The 17,753-nt window shown below is 60.7% G+C and carries 16 protein-coding genes and 1 other RNA gene; 9 read left to right on the top strand and 8 right to left on the bottom strand.

From position 1 onward, the window contains the following. Position 1: 1 nt before the first annotated feature. Together J3349_RS03170 and J3349_RS03175 are read right to left on the bottom strand one after the other, a co-directional pair. On the bottom strand, positions 2–634 hold the full coding sequence (locus J3349_RS03170; protein WP_207676413.1) for a cyclodeaminase/cyclohydrolase family protein: 633 nt from the start codon (positions 632–634) through the stop codon (positions 2–4). Further along, a complete protein-coding gene (locus tag J3349_RS03175; protein WP_207676414.1) occupies positions 609–1,196 on the bottom strand; it encodes a 5-formyltetrahydrofolate cyclo-ligase in 588 nt (195 codons plus the stop codon). Before J3349_RS03175 ends, J3349_RS03170 begins: the two co-directional genes overlap by 26 nt. Between J3349_RS03175 and J3349_RS03180 the strand changes: the two genes are divergently transcribed. From J3349_RS03180 to J3349_RS03190, 3 genes are all read left to right on the top strand, one after another. Beyond that, complete coding sequence (locus tag J3349_RS03180) at positions 1,186–1,473, top strand: hypothetical protein (protein ID WP_207676415.1); 288 nt, start codon at positions 1,186–1,188, stop codon at positions 1,471–1,473. The genes J3349_RS03175 and J3349_RS03180 overlap by 11 nt on opposite strands. A 1-nt stretch (position 1,474) precedes the next feature. Beyond that, entirely contained in the window at positions 1,475–2,728 is a 1,254-nt protein-coding gene (gene glyA, locus J3349_RS03185; protein ID WP_207676416.1) for a serine hydroxymethyltransferase, read from the top strand. 194 nt (positions 2,729–2,922) lie between these two features. Continuing rightward, positions 2,923–3,159, top strand: a complete 237-nt coding sequence (locus tag J3349_RS03190; protein ID WP_227619121.1) for a hypothetical protein — start codon at positions 2,923–2,925, stop codon at positions 3,157–3,159. A gap of 139 nt (positions 3,160–3,298) precedes the next feature. Here the strand turns inward: J3349_RS03190 and J3349_RS03195 are convergent, their stop codons facing one another. Both J3349_RS03195 and pyk read right to left on the bottom strand, forming a co-directional pair. Beyond that, positions 3,299–3,769: an S-ribosylhomocysteine lyase gene (locus J3349_RS03195; RefSeq protein WP_158396516.1), complete on the bottom strand. Its 471-nt coding sequence runs from the start codon at positions 3,767–3,769 to the stop codon at positions 3,299–3,301. Positions 3,770–3,785: 16 nt separating this feature from the next. Continuing rightward, positions 3,786–5,540: a pyruvate kinase gene (gene pyk / locus J3349_RS03200; RefSeq protein ID WP_207676417.1), complete on the bottom strand. Its 1,755-nt coding sequence runs from the start codon at positions 5,538–5,540 to the stop codon at positions 3,786–3,788. Between the two features lie 318 nt (positions 5,541–5,858). Between pyk and J3349_RS03205 the strand changes: the two genes are divergently transcribed. Beyond that, a complete protein-coding gene (locus J3349_RS03205; protein WP_207676418.1) occupies positions 5,859–7,037 on the top strand; it encodes a phosphopentomutase in 1,179 nt (392 codons plus the stop codon). Between the two features lie 54 nt (positions 7,038–7,091). On the opposite strand, the gene J3349_RS03210 is transcribed toward J3349_RS03205, so the two are convergent. The 4 genes from J3349_RS03210 to rnpB form a co-directional block, all read right to left on the bottom strand. Beyond that, on the bottom strand, positions 7,092–8,843 hold the full coding sequence (locus tag J3349_RS03210) for an LCP family protein (RefSeq protein WP_207676419.1): 1,752 nt from the start codon (positions 8,841–8,843) through the stop codon (positions 7,092–7,094). A gap of 30 nt (positions 8,844–8,873) precedes the next feature. Then, positions 8,874–9,230, bottom strand: a complete 357-nt coding sequence (locus J3349_RS03215; protein ID WP_158402251.1) for a NusG domain II-containing protein — start codon at positions 9,228–9,230, stop codon at positions 8,874–8,876. A 6-nt stretch (positions 9,231–9,236) separates the two neighbouring features. Next, entirely contained in the window at positions 9,237–11,162 is a 1,926-nt protein-coding gene (locus tag J3349_RS03220) for an NAD(+) synthase (protein WP_207676420.1), read from the bottom strand. 167 nt (positions 11,163–11,329) lie between these two features. Further along, positions 11,330–11,667: RNase P RNA component class A (gene rnpB / locus J3349_RS03225), an RNA gene on the bottom strand. Positions 11,668–11,766: 99 nt separating this feature from the next. Between rnpB and J3349_RS03230 the strand changes: the two genes are divergently transcribed. The 5 genes from J3349_RS03230 (at position 11,767) to J3349_RS03250 (ending at position 17,649) form a co-directional block, all read left to right on the top strand. Further along, entirely contained in the window at positions 11,767–12,678 is a 912-nt protein-coding gene (locus tag J3349_RS03230) for an RluA family pseudouridine synthase (RefSeq protein WP_207676421.1), read from the top strand. A 192-nt stretch (positions 12,679–12,870) separates the two neighbouring features. Beyond that, positions 12,871–14,763 (top strand): M23 family metallopeptidase, encoded by a 1,893-nt coding sequence (locus tag J3349_RS03235; RefSeq protein ID WP_242699487.1) that lies wholly within the window; start codon positions 12,871–12,873, stop codon positions 14,761–14,763. A 154-nt stretch (positions 14,764–14,917) separates the two neighbouring features. Beyond that, the gene (deoD, locus tag J3349_RS03240) at positions 14,918–15,637 is read left to right on the top strand and encodes a purine-nucleoside phosphorylase (RefSeq protein ID WP_207676422.1); all 720 of its coding nucleotides are present in this window, start codon (positions 14,918–14,920) and stop codon (positions 15,635–15,637) included. A gap of 177 nt (positions 15,638–15,814) precedes the next feature. Further along, positions 15,815–16,264, top strand: a complete 450-nt coding sequence (locus tag J3349_RS03245; RefSeq protein ID WP_158397338.1) for a cytidine deaminase — start codon at positions 15,815–15,817, stop codon at positions 16,262–16,264. A 212-nt stretch (positions 16,265–16,476) separates the two neighbouring features. Beyond that, on the top strand, positions 16,477–17,649 hold the full coding sequence (locus J3349_RS03250) for a BMP family ABC transporter substrate-binding protein (protein ID WP_207676423.1): 1,173 nt from the start codon (positions 16,477–16,479) through the stop codon (positions 17,647–17,649). Positions 17,650–17,753 lie beyond the last annotated feature (104 nt).

The following is a 17,753-nucleotide window of genomic DNA, read 5'->3' on the forward strand; positions in this document are numbered from 1 at the left end:
ATCAGGCCCGCAGGCGGTTTGCCACGGACTGGTAGACTTCGTCGGCCAGCGGCAGATATTCTGCCAGCATCCGGGCCGCTTTTTCGTCCAGCGCGGCGGCATGGGCGCGGTCCGTCATGAGCTTTGTGTTGATGGCGACATTCAGCGCCGACGCCTGAAGTGCGGCCTTGCAGAACAGCGCCGCACAGCCTGCGTCTGAGACAGCCAGCACGCTGCCCTTTTCGGCGTAATCGGCCGCAAGACGGATGCCCTCACAGCAGGCGTCCATGATGTCCAGCGGCACGGCGCAGGCCCCGTCCAGCGCCTCGGCCAGCACAGCGGCCTTGCGGGCCTGCTGTTCGGGCGTCTCTCTGGGCAGGCCGTAGGCCGCCGCCAGAGGCGTGAATGCGTCGGCGTCAGCCTGCACGAGGGCTTCCAGCCGTTTGCACAGTGTTTCAGCACGGGCATTCAGCGCCAGGATCTCTTCTTCCACGGCAGAGTATTTCTTTTTGCCGGTGGTGAGATTCCCCACCATATTGCCCAGCGCGACGCCTGCCGCGCCCACGAGGGCCGCTGCGCCGCCGCCGCCCGGGGCGGGGGCTTTGCTGGCAAGCCGGCTCAGAAAGTCCTCACAGCTCAGTTGTGTCAAATCCAAAGTAAAGTCCTCCCTCTGTCACGAATCCGTCCAGTTTTTCGTCATGGGCGTCCACTGCCGCCACGTCCACCCGCTGGGCCTCAAAGGCCACGCCCAGTTTCACAGCCCGGGTGCAGCGGGGGAGATAGCGGTCATAATAGCCTTTCCCCATCCCGACGCGGCGGCAGGCGGTGTCAAAAGCCGTGCAGGGGACCAGCACGAGGTCGAGCTGGTCTGGCCGTAAAATCTCCGACCGGCTCAGAATGGGCGTGCGGATGCCGTAAGTACCCACTTCCCAGCCGTCCGGTCCCGGTACGGCGGCTGTCAGCGAAAAGCCCTCGCCGCAGACGGGGTATGCCAGCGTTTTGCCCTGCCGGGCCGCTTCCACAGCCAGCGCCGAGAGGTCGGCTTCGCCGCCGAAGGCCGCGTAGAGCAGGATGTTTTCTGCCTTTTTGAAGCAGTCCAGAGCCATGATGCGGGCGCAGAGAGCGGCGTTGGAATGGGTGCGCTCGTTGTCCGACAACGCCCGGCGGGCCGCAATGCCCGCTTTGCGCTGTGCGGCTTTTTGCTCCGTGATGGTCATGGAAATGCGCTCCTTTCTGCACCCGATGGGCAAATCTGCACAAAAACCGGAACGGATTTTTGTTATAATAATAAGCGCTGAGCGCAGAAAAAGCAAGGCTTTGACAGGATGGGTGAAATATCTTCATTTAACCGAAAAGAAACGAATCAAACCGTATCGGTTTGTGCGAAATGCTGTTGAAGAAATCCACGATGTCTGGTATCATGGAAACAGGCGGGCCGGAATGAGCGGACGCCCGCGCGAACTGATTTTTTGCATCAGAGAGAAGGGTAAATAGTATGTACAACGATATGATGGATACCATCGGCCTCGTGGAAAAGGCCGACCCGGAGCTGGCTGCGGCCATGAACCGTGAGCTGACCCGCCAGCGGGAAAATATCGAGCTCATCGCCAGCGAGAACATCGTCTCGCCCGCCGTCATGGCCGCCATGGGCAGCATCCTCACCAACAAATACGCCGAGGGCCTGCCCGGCAAGCGCTACTACGGCGGCTGTGCCTATGTGGATGAGGTGGAGAACATCGCCATCCAGCGCGCCTGCAAGCTGTTCGGCGCAAAGTACGCCAACGTCCAGCCCCACTCCGGCGCACAGGCCAATCTGGCCGTCTACTTCGCTCTGCTCGATCTGGGCGATACCGTTATGGGCATGGACCTGTCTCAGGGCGGTCATCTGACCCACGGCTCTCCGGTGAATATGTCCGGCAAGAACTATCACTTCGTATCCTACGGCGTCGGCGAAGATGGCCGCATCGACTATGCTGAGCTGGAAAAGCAGGTCAAAAAGGTCCGTCCCAAGATGATCGTGGCAGGCGCTTCGGCCTACCCCCGTGCCATCGACTTCGAAAAGCTGGCTGAGATCGCCCACGGATACGGGGCCTTCCTGATGGTGGATATGGCCCACATCGCGGGCCTCGTGGCTGGCGGGATGCACCAGAGTCCGGTGCCTTATGCCGACGTTGTGACCACCACCACCCACAAGACCCTGCGCGGCCCCCGCGGCGGCCTCATCCTGACCAATAATGCCGTGCTGGCCAAGCGCATCAACTCCGCCGTCTTCCCCGGCACCCAGGGCGGCCCGCTGGAGCACGTCATCGCGGCCAAGGCCGTCTGCTTTGGCGAGGCACTCAAGCCCGAGTTCAAGGACTACGCCCGCAAGATCGTGGAGAACGCACAGGCCATGGCCGCTGAACTGCAGGCTCGCGGTGTCAAGCTGGTGTCCGGCGGCACCGACAACCACCTGATGCTCCTCGACCTGCGGGACGAGGAATGCACCGGCAAGGAGCTGGAAGCCCGCCTCGACAGCGTCCACATCACCGCCAACAAGAACACCGTCCCCGGCGAGACCCGCAGCCCCTTCGTGACTTCCGGCGTCCGTCTGGGGACTCCGGCTGTCACCACCCGGGGCATGGGCGAAGCCGAGATGAAAGTCATTGCGGACTGCATCGCCGACTGCATCTGGCACTACGACGAGAAGAAGGACGACATCTCCGCCCGTGTGCTGGCCCTGACCAAGGCTTTCCCCCTGTACGAATAAAACATATAACAAAGAGGCCCTGCACTGTCGTACAGGGCCTCTTTACTGTCTTATGAAAGGAAAATTATTCCAGCCGCAGGGTCTGACATGCTTTGCTTTTTGTATCTGGTAGGATGGAATAGAGGACAGGCCCCGAGGGCGCTGACTCTGAACGAGGAAAAAAAACTTCTCACCAGCGGAAAGGAAAGAATACTATGAGTAATTATCAGATGCGGATGCCCGCCCAGTATACATCCATCGGGGACGACGAAATGGTGCTGCTCTGCGGCGGCGAGACCACGGCATGGCAGACGTTCCAGGACATTGGCCGTGTGCTGAACTATGTGGCGCGCATTTTCTCGGCGGGCAGCTCCATCGTCAACAATGTGGTCACCATCGTCAATTATTTCAATAAGCTCGAAGACCTGCTCCCGGTCATCGGGGAAGTGTGAGGCGCGGACGCGATAAAAGAAAAGGGGCTGTTGCAGTGCAACAGCCTCTTTGTGTGTTATAGCTTATAGCAGTTTGCGTTTTTAATGCACAAGCAACATCCGCAAACTGCATATCGCAAATATGCCGTTTCGATAGGCACTATTTTTGAAAATTGCGATAGTAGTGCAGCTTGTCAGCGGTCAGTGCCTCGAGCACGGGCAGCATGGCAGCAGCCTCAGCCTTTGCGGCGGGCAGGTCCATGTCGCGGTAGTTACCGCACTCCACCTCGCTTGCGCCGGGGACATCGCCCTCAAACGCAGCCATGAAGCGGAAGGACTCCACCGTCAGGCTCAGCGCCTCGGCGGGGGTCAGGCCCCGGGTCAGCAGGTAAAAGCCGGTGCGGCAGCCCATGGGGCCGACGTAGATGACGCCGTCCTTATACTGGCTGTTGCGGGCGTAGGTGGCGAAGAGGTGCTCCAGCGTGTGGGCCGAACCGGTGGAGAGATAATCGCCGTGGTTCGGCTTCTTCATCCGGATGTCCCAGGTCAGAACATCGCCGTCCTGACGGCTCAGGTACATGCCGCGGTCGAGCTTGGTGTGGTCTACGCAGAAACTTGCAATGCGCTCCATGCTGTGCCTCCCGAAATCAGGCCTGCAGGCGCTGGACGCTGCCGTGTGCGCAGTCCACAGCAACCATCAGACCGTCGCGGATGTGGGCGGTAGCGCCGACGGCACCCACGATGGTGGGCTTGAGCAGGGCCTTGCCGGCGATGGCGGCGTGGCTGTTCAGGCCGGCTTCCTCGACCACCAGAGCAGCAGCGTCACGGACGTAGCTCAGCATCTCGTTGGAGGTGGAGGGGACGACCAGGACCATGCCAGGCTTGAACTTTGCGCGGATCTCCTCGATGGTGCGGCAGACGCAGGCCTTGCCGGTGGCGTTGGCCAGAGCAGCGCCCTCGGGGCCGACGCCGACGCCGGTAGCCAGACAGTTGCCGATCATGTGGATCTTGATCATGTTGGTGGTGCCGGAGACGCCCACGGGGACGCCGGCGGTCACGACAGCCAGCTCACCGTCGTGCAGATAGCCGTGCTCTTTTGCCAGAGCGGTAGACTTCTCGATGAGCTCATCGGTGCTGGCGGCGAGGTCCATCATGAGCGGGGTGATGCCCCAGGAGATGGACAGCTGGCGCTGGACCTGCTCGTCCATGACGCAGGCGATGATGGGCTGAGAGGGGCGGTACTTGCTCAGCAGGCGGGCAGTGTTGCCGGACTCGGACACGGTGACGATGGCAGAAGCGTTGACGTCCTTTGCGGTCAGGCAGGCAGCGTGTGCGGTAGCGTCGCTGACGCTGATCTGGCCGGCGGCATCGGTCAGGCGGTTGTCGCGGTAGTGGACCTCGTTCTCGGTGCGCTCTGCAATGGCGGACATGGTCTTGAGGGCCTCAACAGGGTATGCGCCCGCAGCGGTCTCGCCGGAGAGCATGATAGCGGAAGTGCCGTCGTAGATGGCGTTTGCCACGTCGGAGATCTCGGCGCGGGTGGGGCGGGGGTTGACCATCATGCTGTCCAGCATCTGGGTAGCAGTGACGATGGGCTTGCCGAAGGAGAAGGAGCGGTCGATGACGCTCTTCTGGATGCCGGGCAGCTCGGTGAAGTCGATCTCGACGCCCAGGTCGCCGCGGGCGACCATGACGGCGTCGGCAGCGGACAGGATGCTGTCGATGTTATTGACGCCCTCGCGGTTCTCGATCTTGGCGATGATGCGGATGTTGGAGTCGTACTCGTTCAGCAGGTTGCGGATGTCGTAGACGTCCTGTGCGGTGCGCACGAAGGAAGCAGCGATGAAGTCGAAGCCCTGCTGGACACCGAAGATGATGTCATCGCGGTCGCGCTGGCTCAGGTAGGGCATGGACAGGTGGACGCCGGGGACATTGACGCCCTTCTTGGTCTTGATCTTGCCGCTGTTGAGCACTTCGCAGACGATGTCGGTGTCCGTGACGCTCTTGATGGCCAGCTTGATGAGGCCGTCGTCCAGCATGATGGTGCCGCCCTCGTGGACGTCCTGGGGCAGGTCCTTGTAGGTGATGGAGCAGATCTCCTTGGTGCCCTCCACCTCGCGGGTGGTCAGGGTGAAGGTCTGACCGGCTTCCAGCATCTCAACGCCGTTCTTGAACTCCTTCAGGCGGATCTCGGGGCCTTTGGTGTCCAGCAGGGCAGCAACGGGCTTGTTCAGCTCAGCGCGGATAGCCTTCAGCATGTCCAGACGGCCCTTGTGCTCCTCGTAGGAGCCGTGGGAAAAGTTGAAGCGGGCCACGTTCATGCCGTTGGCGACCAGCTCGCGCAGGACGCCGTCCTTATCGGTAGAAGGGCCAAGGGTGCAGATGATCTTCGTTTTTCTCATAAATATACCTCTAACAGTCTCTTTTTTCCTCTATGATGGGCGCACAGGTGCCAAAATATGCCCTGCGGCCGCTGGCCGGACATCGGCCCGGTCAGGGGTGTTTGAAAACCTTACCATTCTATATTATAACCGCTTGTGTACAAGAGAGCAAGAAAAAATTCGGCAAAGAAAACCTTAAATTTTCGTGATAGATGCCGGAGCGATAAAACGCTTGCGAAAAGTGCGTTCATCGCCTATAATAGGGCTAAGCAAAAGTCTCACTTCTGCCCTGAAGGGACAGAGGTGGGCGCAAAATGATAGAAACGGAGTGAAAGCGTAATGGAAAAGCGCGTTTTTCTGATCGTTCTGGACAGCTTCGGCATCGGCGCAGAGCCGGACGCCGCAGCCTTTGGCGATGAGGGGACCAACACCCTCGGCGCCATCGCCAACCACCCCAACTTCAACTGCCCCAACCTGAAAAAACTCGGACTGTTCAACATCGACGGTGTGACCGTCGGCGAGAAGGATGCCGCCCCCATCGGCTCCTTCGCCCGCCTGCAGGAGCAGAGCATGGGCAAGGATACCACCATCGGCCACTGGGAGATCGCCGGTGTCGTCAGCCCCAAGCCGCTGCCCACCTTCCCGGACGGCTTCCCGGACAGCCTCATCCACGAGTTCGAGGAAAAGACCGGCCACAAAGTCCTCTGCAACAAGCCCTACTCCGGCACACAGGTGCTGAAGGACTACGGCGAGCAGGCCATGAAGGAGGATGCCCTCATCGTCTACACCAGCGCCGACAGCGTGTTTCAGGTCGCCGCCAACGAGGAGCTTGTGCCGGTGCATGAGCTGTACCGTTACTGCGAGATCGCCCGCGAGATGCTGAAGGGCGAGTACGGCGTGGGCCGCGTCATCGCCCGTCCCTTCCTCGGCCGCACCGCCGACACCTTCTACCGCACCACCAACCGCCACGACCTGAGCCTCAAGCCGCCCCGCAAGACCATGCTGGATCTGCTCAAGGACGCCGGTAAGGACGTCATCGCGGTCGGTAAGATCTTCGACATCTTCGACGGCGAGGGCGTGACGGAGAAGATCAAGACCACCGGCAACACCAACGGCATCGCTTTCACCAAGGCCCTGCAGACCCGCGACTTCGAGGGTCTGGCCTTCGTGAACCTCGTCGATTTCGATATGCTCTACGGCCACCGCCGCGACGTGGCAGGCTACGCCGCCGCCGCCACCGAGTTCGACAAGTTCGTTGCCGACTTCATCCCCGGGATGCGGGAGGGCGACATTCTGATGGTCACGGCCGACCACGGCTGTGACCCCTCCTACACCAAGACCACCGATCATACCCGCGAGTATGTGCCGTATCTCATCTGCGGCAAGGGCGTCAAGCCGGGCGTTGACCTCGGCACCAGGCTCTGCTTCGGAACCATTGCACAGACCATCTGCGACTATCTGGGTGTGGATGCTTCCACGCTGGACGGCCAGAGCGTGCTGAGCGACATTTTAGCTTAAACAGGCAAAAGAAAAAGGACTGCGTGAGCAGTCCTTTTTCTTTTGCAATTCTATTTACGCTGCATCATTTTCAGCGCTGGAAGCGTCGCCGCTGCCGGAGCCGAACAGGGCGTCCAGCACGGTGGAAGCGGCCTGATGCAGGGAGGAAGCCGCCTGCTCCACCTGCTCCTGAGTCGGCATACTGAAGGACGGCGACTCGGTGGAGTCTGCCGGGGCTTCTTCGCTGCCGTCTGCAGGAACCTCGGTGGAAGCGCTGGGCTCACCGGAGGCGTCACCCTCGGTGGGCTGGCTGTCAGCGGGGGCCTCTTCCGCCGGGACTTCGCTCTCGGCGGGCTCTTCTGCGATAACGCTGTCGGGAGATTCCTCCGGGATGGATGCACCGGCGTTGGGGTCGGCGGTCGGCGTGAAGACATCGGTCTTCTCGGGGGTCTGGCTGGTGCTGGTGAGCTTGTCCTCGCCGCCCAGAACCGCTGCGATGAGGGCCTTGGCTTCGTTGACCGAGTTCTCATCCGGCTTCATGACGTAGAGGCTCTGGCCCTTGGCGGAGTAGCACTTGGTGCTCTTCGCGCCCGAGCCGGTGACGGTGTAGCTCTGGATGTCCCAGTTGGCAAGGTCGCCCAGCTGCATCCGGACCAGCGCAGAGATCTGTTCCTGCGAGAGGCTGGTGACGAAGCAGTCGGCGGCGGCGTCCATCAGCTTGGAGAAGCCCATGAGCAGGGCGGGAGACTTGAGCTTGTTGACCATCGCGTCGATGACTTTCATCTGGTTGATGCCGCGCTGGATGTCGCCGGTCTTGAAGGCGTGGCGCTCACGGGCAAAAGCCAGAGCGGACTTGCCGTCCAGATGGTTCCAGCCCTCGGCGAAGGTGGTGGGGTCGTAGTAGCCGGGGCTGCCCACCGAGGTGAAGGCCTGGTCGGAGTAGACGTCCACGCCGCCGATGGCGTCGATGATGTTGATGAAGCCCGCAAAGTTGATGCGGAGGTAGTGCTCCACATTCACGCCGTAAAGGTTGCCCAGCGTGGCCATGCTGGTCTCGACGCCGTAGAGGCCGGCGTGGGTCAGCTTGTCCTTGCTGTCGGTGCCTGCGAGGTCAACATAGTAGTCGCGCGGGGTGTTGATGAGGGCCGCCTGCTTGGTGGTGGGGTTGACCACAGCGAGGATGTTCACGTCGCTGCGGGCTTTTTCGGTCAGCTCGCCGCGGTTGTCTACACCGCTGAGGTAGACGACGAACGGCTCTTTCGTGATCTTATTCGCCTCTGCGCCGGTGAGCAGGCCGGAAGTCATGCTGTCCAGTGCGGTCAGACCCTGCTGCGCCCAGACACAGCCCACGGCCAGCGCGGCGCAGAGCAGGACGGACAGCACCCGGGCCACGACGGCACCGCTGCGGGAGGCGAGGCACTTGCGCACCAGCAGCCAGAGCAGCACCAGAAGCGCAGTGATGATAACGAGGTAGAGCACCGGCAGCATCTGGGTGCGCCAGAGCTGCACCAGCGCGGCAAGGCTCAGGATGGCCTGCAGTACCAGCAAGACCATTCCTCCTTTCGGAAGTTTGTCGTCAGCGGGGGCGGGCTCGCTGGGGTGCAGCGGCTCCCACTGTCTGCGGGGCGGCACCGGAGGTTTCGGCGGCTCAGACGGAGGCGTCGGTGCCGGTTTCGGCGGTGCTTTGGGGCGGGGAGGCTCCGGCGAGAAGAAATCGGCGCTGTCTACCTCCACTTCGTCGGGCTCGCTGCGCTTGATGCCCCGGTGGATGTGCCGGGGGCCTTCGTCGTTATTCTGGGGATGGGTATGCTTGTTTTCGTCAAACATAGGCGTTCACTCCTTTGGATGTGTATGCCATCATGTGGTGGGGATGATGCTCAGCACAGCCCGGGCGGGCAGGCAGGTGGCCGTCTGGTCTTCCTCGCTGAGCCAGCCGAAGGACTCGCAGATGTGGTCAGGGCAGGGCGAATCTACAAAGCGGGCCGCGCCGTCCTGGATCTTGATGTGGACGGTGAGATAGCCGGTGTCCACATCGTAATCGGCGTCTTTTTCGAGGGGAAAGGTCAGCCTGGTGTTACTGTCGCCGTAGATGAGCTCTGCGCAGAGAGGCGCACCGGTCTGGTTTGCTTTCCGCACCAGCAGCAGCACGGCGGCTGCAGCCAGAATGACGGCGGCAAAGACCAGATTTATCAGCAGTTTTTTGTGTTGTTTCATAAAAAATTATCCTTTGAGCGGGATCTGTTCCAGCTCGGCCAGCCAGAGCGCGGCGGCTGCGTCGCTGGGCATCCGCCAGTCGCCCCGGGGCGAGAGGGTGACGCTGCCCACCTTGGGACCGTCGGGCAGGCAGCTGCGTTTGAACTGCTGGGCGAAGAACCGCCAGTAGAAGTTGCGCAGCCACTTGTAGAGCACTTCGTCCGGGTACTCGGCCCGGCCTGCGAAGGCCGCTTTCGCCAGCCGGAATATCTTCGACGGGCCGAAGCCGAAGCGGAGAACATAATAAAGGTAGAAGTCGTGCAGCTCATAGGGACCCACGAGGTCTTCCGTCTTCTGAGAGATCTCGCCGTCCTTGGCGGGCAGCAGCTCCGGGGAGACGGGGGTGTCGAGGATGTCCAGCAGCACCCGGCGCAGCTCGGCGGAGGCGGCAATGTCGGCCTCATACTGGACGAGGTGACGCACCAGCGTCTTGGGGACACCGGCGTTGACGCCGTACATGCTCATGTGGTCGCCGTTGTAGGTGGCCCAGCCCAGCGCCAGCTCGGAGAGGTCGCCGGTGCCGACAACGAGGCCGCCGGTGCGGTTGGCAGTGTCCATCAGCTCGAGGGTGCGTACACGAGCCTGTCCGTTCTCGAAGGTGACGTCCAGCACTCTCTCGTCCTGGCCGATGTCCTTGAAGTGGCTGTGGACGGTGTTGGCGATGTCGATCTCGGTAAAGCTGACGGCCAGCTCGTCGCATAAGATCTCTGCATTGCTGCGGGTGCGGTGGGTGGTGCCGAAGCAGGGCATGGTCACGGCCAGCACATCGCTGGTGGAGCGGCCCAGCTGTTTCATGGCGCGGACGGCCACCAGCAGAGCGAGGCAGCTGTCCAGACCGCCCGAGATGCCGATGACCGCCGTCTTGGCGTGGGCATGCTCGAGGCGCTTGGCGAGGCCGTCGGCCTGCATTTTCAAGATCAACTCACAGCGCTCGGCCCGGCGGCGCTCGTCGTGGGGGATGAAAGGCGTGGGGTCTACCCAGCGGGAGAGCTTTGTCTCGGTGAGGGCAAGGTCGAAATCGACGGTCAGATACCCCTCAGAGCTGGGCTCGAAGCTGGTGTTGCGCGCCCGCTCCGACTCCATCCGCTGGCAGTCCAGCTCCGTCTCAGCCCAGCCGCCCTCGAAGGGAGACGTCTCGGCGAGGAGGGCGCCGTTCTCGGCGATGAGGTCGTGGCCGGCGAAGACCATGTCCTGGGTGCTCTCGCCGTGGCCGGCAGAAGCGTACAGGTAGCCGCAGAGCAGGCGGGCGGACTGGTTCGACACCAGCGCCCGGCGGTACTCGGCCTTGCCGACCGTCTCATCGCTGGCCGAAAGGTTCGCAATGACGGTGGCACCGGCCAGCGTGTGGAAGGTGGAGGGGGGCAGAGCGCTCCACAGGTCTTCGCAGATCTCCACGCCCAGAACGAAGCTGGGCATCTGGCGGCAGCGGAAGAGCAGGGACGTACCGAAAGGCACCTCCTGCCCGCAGACTGTTACCGTCTCTACCTCAGTGCTGCCCGGGGTGAACTGGCGCTTTTCGTAGAACTCGCCGTAGTTGGGCAGGTAGGTCTTGGGGACAAGGCCCAGCAGACGCCCGCCGCAGAGGACGGCGGCGCAGTTGTACAGCTTGCCACGCACCAGCAGCGGCAGGCCCACGAGGACCACGACATCCAGCTCCCGGCTGGCGTCCAGCACGGTCTGCAGGGCGTCCAGCGCGCCCTGCTGCAACGTGCGCTGCAAGAACAGATCGCCGCAGGTGTAGCCGGTGAGGCAGAACTCGGGGAACACCGCCAGCCTGACGCCGCGGGCGGCAGCGTCCTGTAACTGAGATACGATTTGGGAAGCGTTATAGTTGCAGTCGGCCACCCGCAGTGAGGGCGAGAGGGCAGCTGCTTTCAAAAAACCATCTTTCATCGGAGGATTTCACATCCTGTCTATTGAATTAAGGTCCCGGCGGAGACGTGCTCTGCGGGGTTTTGTTCAGTATACCACAAACCGGCCCAAACGAAAAGTGACAGTGTGGTTAAAGAAACAAAAAACGCTGCCTGCACACCGCAGACAGCGCTGAAAACAAAAGATGGAAAACGAGATAGACCGTAAGCCGGGTTCTGTATTAAACGACGATCTGTCTAGACCTGCCATTGCTGACAGGTTCGTGCCGCCTTCGGGACACGCGAGCAGCGCTGTACGTCCCATATAGGCGTTGCTTCCGGTAGGGTTTACAAAGCCGCATAGTCACCCATGCGCTGGTGAGCTCTTACCTCGCCCTTTCATCCTTACCGCATTGCTGCGGCGGTTTCCTTTCTGTTGCACTTTCCCTGAGGTCACCCTCGGCTGCCGTTAGCAGTTACCGTGCTCTGTGAGGCCCGGACTTTCCTCAGAGCGGTCAAAGCCGCCCCGCCGCCGTATGTTCCACTCGTTTTCCGCTCCTCATGATACCATAAAAAAACAAGATTTGCAAGAGAAAGAGAATTTTGCTATACTTATCTTATATGTTGCCCGCGCTGGAGGTGGGAAGATGAAGCTTTATTTCAAAGTCCCGCCCGAGGCGGATGGGATGCTGCTGCGTGGTTTTCTGCGCAAGTGCAGTGTCTCCACCGACCTGTCCCGGGCCGTGAAATTCCGGGGCAACGGCTTTTTTGCCGACGGTGCCCCCATCCTGGCCAACCGCCGGGTGGAGGCCGGGCAGGTCATCTCCTTTGAACTGCCGCCGGAGGGGGAGAGCGTTGTGCCGCAGAACGACATCCCGGTGGATGTGGTCTACGAGGACGCTTTTGCCCTCGTGGTGGAAAAGCCGCCCCATCTCGCAGTGCATCCAACCCTGAATTACCCGCTGGATACGCTGGCGAACGGCTATGCCGCCTGGGCGCTGCGTCAGGGTAGAAGCCCCGTCTTCCGCCCGGTGAACCGCATCGACAAGGACACCAGCGGCCTCGTGCTGGCGGCCCAGAATGGCTACGCCGCCCCGCTGCTGGCTCAGCGGGTGGAAAAGCTCTACTACGCCGTTGCAGAAGGAGAACTTCCCCTCGGGCCGGGCGTCATCGACGCCCCCATCGGGCGGCAGGGGGAGAGTATCATCGGGCGGTGCGTCACCCCCGATGGCAAACCCAGCCGGACGGAATATACCATATTGAAAGCCCAAAACGGCCTGAGCCTCGCGGCCTGCGTCCCGGTGACGGGCCGGACCCACCAGATACGGGTACATTTTGCATCCATCGGCCACCCGCTGGCCGGAGATGACCTCTACGGCGGGAGCCGGGCGCGCATCGGGCGGCAGGCGCTCCACTGCGCAAAACAGACGTTCTGGGTGCCGCGCTGCGAGCGGATGCCGGACGGCATCGGCATCGAAGTACCGGTGGACGAGACGACCCTGAGGCCGGTGACAGTGGAAAGCCCGCTGCCGGAGGATATGACAAAGCTTTTTGTCTAAATTTGTGTATTTCGTGAAAAGTAAGTGAAAGCTAAGCCCAAATTTTGTGTCAATGCTTGTTTCGGCGCTGGCAGGGTGTATAATAAATAGAGTTATTCTTGTCAAAAAAGCTGTCCTGATGCGGCAGCATGTCGATAACAGAGAAAAGAGACAAATCAGAATCTCCTGAAAATACAGGAAGGAGCATCCTTTTTGCTGGAAGATAAAACAACTGAAACGCGGCAGGACGAGCCAGCCGGTGCGCCGCGGCACACCGGCTTCCGCACAAAGCTGCGCTCGCTTTGGGCGCAGCTCCAGTGCGTCCATCTGCTGCGCCGCCACCGGCGGTATCGCCGCCGCAGACATCGGCTGGACAATGCCTCCCGGAAGCTGCGCTCGTCGAAGCTGGTATTGCGCGTTGGCGCAGTGCTCTATGCACTGGGCTTTGGCGCGGAGTATGCTGCCGTGCGGGTGGGGCGTGCCGTCAAGTACGCCGCTCTCTGGGTTGCTGGAGGCATCCGCCGCTTTGCAAAGGCTCTGGCGGAGACGGCGTTCCCCGGCGCAGCACAGGTGGCCAAAGACCTGTTTGGCCCCATCGTGCTGTTTGCAAAGGGCATCGTGTCCCTTCTCATCCATGCCCACCGCATCCGCAGGGAGCAGGGCTTCGGGGCAGCATTTGAGGCCAGCGTCCACTACTTCAAAAACGGCGTTCGCCGCAACCTCAGTCTGCTGCCCCGCATGGCGATGTATGCCCTGCCCATCTGCGCACTGGCGCTGGGCGCAGCAGTGTTCCAATATGTCATCCACCAGCCTTATGCGCTGGCCGTCCAGGTCAACGGCGAAACGGTGGGCTATGTGGCGAATGAGGACGTCTTCAACACGGCCCGCGAGGACGTGATGGAGCGTATCAGCTACGCCGGCACCGACAAGACCGAGTGGACCATCGAGCCGAGCTACACCCTCGCCATCGCCCACCACATGATGGACGAAAACGAGATGGCAAACGCCATCATCCAGAGCGCCGGCGACCAGATCAGCGAAGGCACGGCTCTTTATCTGGACGGCGAGTTGACGGCGGTGTGCAGCGACGGCAACGCGCTGCGGGATTACCTCGCCGCCATGCTCGACCCCTACGAGGAAGAAGAGGACGACCCCAATGTGAGCGTGGGCTTCAACAAGCAGGTCACGCTGGAAGACGGCCTCTACTTCAAGGAAGGCTTGCAGGATTTTGAGACCGTCCGACAGGAGCTGGTGGGCGTGAAGCAGGCCCAGAAGGTCTACACCGTCAAGGCGGGCGACACCCTCTGGTCCATCGCACATAACAATGACCTGACCTTCCGTGAGCTGTGCGCCCTCAACCCGGCGTTCAAGGGTGAGCCGCTGAGCGAGACGTCCAGCATCCTTGAGGGCGACCACCTCGTCATCACCAAAGAAGAGGCTGGCCTTGAGGTGCGCATCACCCGCATCGAGACCCGTGAGGAAGAAATCGCATTTTCCACGGAGACGACAAAATCCAACGAATATACGAAGGGAACCACCAAGGTGCTTCAGGAGGGCGAGAACGGTCTGCGCCGTGTGACCCTCCAGAACGTCTACGACACCAAAAATATCCTTGTGGACCAGAGCGTGCTTTCCACCGAGGTCATCAAGGAGCCGGTGAACAAGAAGGTGGTCGAAGGCACCAAGAAGGTGACTTCCAGCACCAAGTACATCACCGGCAGCGGCCAGTTCATCTGGCCTGTGCCGAACTACCGCTACTGCTCACGCTGGTACGGCGGACGCCACAAGGGCGTGGACATCTGCGCCCCGGCCGGTACGCCCATCTACGCCTCCGCAGGCGGCACCGTCACCAAGGCGGGTTACAACAAGGCCGGTGCAGGTACGGGCTATGGCTACTCGGTCATCATCAACCACGGCGGTGGATACAGCTCTGTGTATGCGCACTGCCTGTCCCTGACCGTCAGTGCGGGCCAGACCGTCCGGCAGGGCCAGCTCATCGGCTATCTGGGCAGCACGGGCCGTTCCACCGGCAACCACTGCCACTTCGAGATACGTCTCAATGGTTCGTACATTCCCCCACAGAACGTATTCCCGGGGAAGAAATAAACCTCTCCGTCACGCCTGCGGCGCGCCACCTCCCCTAAAAAGGGGAGGCTTTGGCATGTCGGCTGACATTCAGCGGAATGAAAAAAGCTTTTGGGTAACGCAAGGCGGCGGGCTCCGCTGCCTAGATAAAATTCATAAAAAGGAGATAATTATTATGGCTACTCCTCACATCAGCGCCGAAAAGGGCGATTTCGCAAAGACTGTCCTGATGCCGGGCGACCCCCTGCGCGCAAAGTTCATTGCTGACACCTTCCTGAAGGATGTCTGTCAGGTGACGGATGTCCGCGGGATGCTGGGCTTTACCGGCACCTATGAGGGCCGCCCCATCAGCGTGATGGGCAGCGGCATGGGTATGCCCTCCATCGGCATCTATTCCTATGAGCTGTTCAAGTTCTACGATGTGGACAACATCATCCGCATCGGCTCCGCCGGCAGCTACACTGCCGACGCCAAGCTGTTCGACACCGTGCTGGCTACCGGTGCGGTCAGTGAGTCCAACTATGCCCGCGTCCAGAGCGGCAACGACCACGACATCACCTTCCCCAGCGAGACTCTGAATGATAAGCTGCGCGCCTCCGCCAAGAAGCAGGGCATCAAGCTCATCGAGGGCAACATCCACTCCTCCGACGTTTTCTACCGTCAGCCTTCCGACGCAAAGCCCACCTACTGGGAGCTGCTGCGCGACGAGCGCGGCTGCCTCTGCGTGGAGATGGAGAGCTTTGCTCTGTTCGCCAACGCCGAGGTGCTGGGCAAGAACGCTGCCTGCCTGCTGACCATCTCCGACAGCTTTGTCTCCCCGGAGATCACCACCGCAGAGCAGCGCCAGAAGAGCTTCACCGATATGATGAAGGTCGCACTGGGCGCGGAGTACTAAGAGTTTTTTGGATCAAAGAGGGCCGCTGTGGTTGCAGCGGCTCTCTTTTTCGACGCAGAGGCGGCGGCTTTGCTTGCACTTCTGAAAAGAATGATTTATACTTGGATCAACAAAAACAGCTTCGTCCCACAGGACGAAGAACGCCATATCTACAAATTGCAAAAAGGAGAACCGACCATGACAAAACTGACTCTGGAAGAAAAGCAGGAGCTCATCCGGATGGCCCTTGCGGCCAGGGAGAGGGCTTACGCGCCTTACAGCGACTTTATGGTGGGCGCTGCCCTGCGCGCCGAGGATGGCCGCATCTTCACCGGCTGCAATGTGGAGAACGCCGCCTTTACCCCCACCAGCTGCGCCGAGCGGACGGCCCTGTTCAAGGCTGTGGCCGAGGGCGTGACCAGGTTCACCGACATCGCCGTGGTGGGTGCGCGCCGGGGCGAAGTCAACAAGCAGATCACCTCGCCCTGCGGCGTCTGCCGTCAGGCGCTGTTCGAATTCGGCGGCCCGGAGCTGAATGTCATCATGGCAAAAAGCCCGGACGATTTCATCGAGCGCAGCATGGACGAGCTGCTGCCCTTCGGCTTCGGTCCCTCCAATGTGGCAGGCAACAAGGCCGTGGAAGATTGAACACAGCTGCGCGAAAAATGCCGGGTGGAGCGGATTTTCCGGGATAAGTATGGTTTTTATACAATTTTGATAAAATATTTGTAAATGTTTTGTAATCGGAAAAGGCTTGCATCTGTCCCTTCTTCCCGCTATACTTGAGCCAGTAAATGTGCAAGTGCGCACATTTCGTCAACAAAACGCGATTATATTAAAATAAAAGGAGAGTTTTCATTATGATGATTTCTCGTCGTAACTTCCTGGCAGTGGCTGGCGCCGCTGCTGCTGCTGCTGCTCTGACTGCCTGCGGCGGTTCTTCTTCTTCTTCCACTGCTTCCTCTGCAGCTGCCTCCACCAGCGCAGCCGCTTCCACCTCTGAGGGCGGCGAGAAGATCGTGAAGGTCGCTCTGACCTGCGACACCGGCACCATCGACGATGAGAGCTTCAACCAGGCCTGCTGGACCGCTGTTTCCGGCTACATGGGCGATGACTGCCAGTACTACATCCCCGAGGCTGACGCTTCCGATGAGGACCGCGAGACCATGATCCGTCAGGCTGTCAACGACGGCGCTGACGTCATCGTCTGCGTCGGCTACCTGTACGGCGCTTCTCTGGCATGGGCTGCTGACCAGTACCCCGATGTCAAGTTCATCGCTATCGATGTCACCCAGGGCGACATCGGCACCGACGCCATCCCCGCAAACTGCTACTGCATCACCTTCAAGGAGGAGCAGGCAGGTTATATGGCTGGCTACGCTGTCGTTAAGGACGGCAAGACCAAGCTGGGCTTCCTCGGCGGCATGGCTGTCCCCGCTGTCATCCGTTACGGCTACGGCTATGTGCAGGGCGCTGACGCTGCTGCTCAGGAGCTGGGCACCAACATCGACATCAACTACTTCTACGGCGGCCAGTTCTACGGCGATGCAAACATCACCTCCCGTATGGAGGGCTGGTACTCCAACGGCACGCAGGTCGTCTTCGCCTGCGGCGGCATCTACACCTCTGCTGTTGAGGCTGCTCTGAAGAGCAACGGCTATGTCGTCGGCGTTGACGTTGACCAGAACTACATCGGTGTCAACGGCGTGGCAGACGGCTCCTTCGCTTACAACCCCTTCATCACCTCCGCTATGAAGGGCCTGACCGAGGCTGTCAACACCGCTCTGTCCGACATCGATGCAGGCGATTGGGGCGACATCGCTGCTTCCAACGGCAACTTCGGTCTGGAGGACGGCGACTACGTCGGTCTGCCCACCGATGCTGACAGCTGGAACTTCGAGACCTTCACCACCGACGAGTACGAGGCTCTGAAGGAGAAGATCAAGAGCGGCGAGATCACTGTGGACAACAGCTCTGACGATAGCACCAAGCCCACCGTCAGCGAGTTCACCACCGTCAACTACATCCAGTAATCAGAAACTTCCCGGGCGGGACGCTTTGCAAAGGGCGTCCCGCCTTTTTTGTATGCTTTTTCAAGACGAGGAAGGGATGTTCGTCGAAATGTACAAAAGTAATA

Source organism: Faecalibacterium sp. Marseille-P9590, from assembly GCF_017377665.1.
Lineage (GTDB): Bacteria > Bacillota > Clostridia > Oscillospirales > Ruminococcaceae > Faecalibacterium.

Coding starts and splice junctions, on each gene's coding strand:
- J3349_RS03175 (WP_207676414.1), bottom strand. CDS start 1,196: ATGACCATCACGGAGCAAAAAGCCGCACAGCGCAAAGCGGGCATTGCG.
- glyA (WP_207676416.1), top strand. CDS start 1,475: ATGTACAACGATATGATGGATACCATCGGCCTCGTGGAAAAGGCCGAC.
- J3349_RS03190 (WP_227619121.1), top strand. CDS start 2,923: ATGAGTAATTATCAGATGCGGATGCCCGCCCAGTATACATCCATCGGG.
- J3349_RS03195 (WP_158396516.1), bottom strand. CDS start 3,769: ATGGAGCGCATTGCAAGTTTCTGCGTAGACCACACCAAGCTCGACCGC.
- pyk (WP_207676417.1), bottom strand. CDS start 5,540: ATGAGAAAAACGAAGATCATCTGCACCCTTGGCCCTTCTACCGATAAG.
- J3349_RS03205 (WP_207676418.1), top strand. CDS start 5,859: ATGGAAAAGCGCGTTTTTCTGATCGTTCTGGACAGCTTCGGCATCGGC.
- J3349_RS03210 (WP_207676419.1), bottom strand. CDS start 8,843: ATGTTTGACGAAAACAAGCATACCCATCCCCAGAATAACGACGAAGGC.
- J3349_RS03215 (WP_158402251.1), bottom strand. CDS start 9,230: ATGAAACAACACAAAAAACTGCTGATAAATCTGGTCTTTGCCGCCGTC.
- J3349_RS03220 (WP_207676420.1), bottom strand. CDS start 11,162: ATGAAAGATGGTTTTTTGAAAGCAGCTGCCCTCTCGCCCTCACTGCGG.
- J3349_RS03230 (WP_207676421.1), top strand. CDS start 11,767: ATGAAGCTTTATTTCAAAGTCCCGCCCGAGGCGGATGGGATGCTGCTG.
- deoD (WP_207676422.1), top strand. CDS start 14,918: ATGGCTACTCCTCACATCAGCGCCGAAAAGGGCGATTTCGCAAAGACT.
- J3349_RS03245 (WP_158397338.1), top strand. CDS start 15,815: ATGACAAAACTGACTCTGGAAGAAAAGCAGGAGCTCATCCGGATGGCC.
- J3349_RS03250 (WP_207676423.1), top strand. CDS start 16,477: ATGATGATTTCTCGTCGTAACTTCCTGGCAGTGGCTGGCGCCGCTGCT.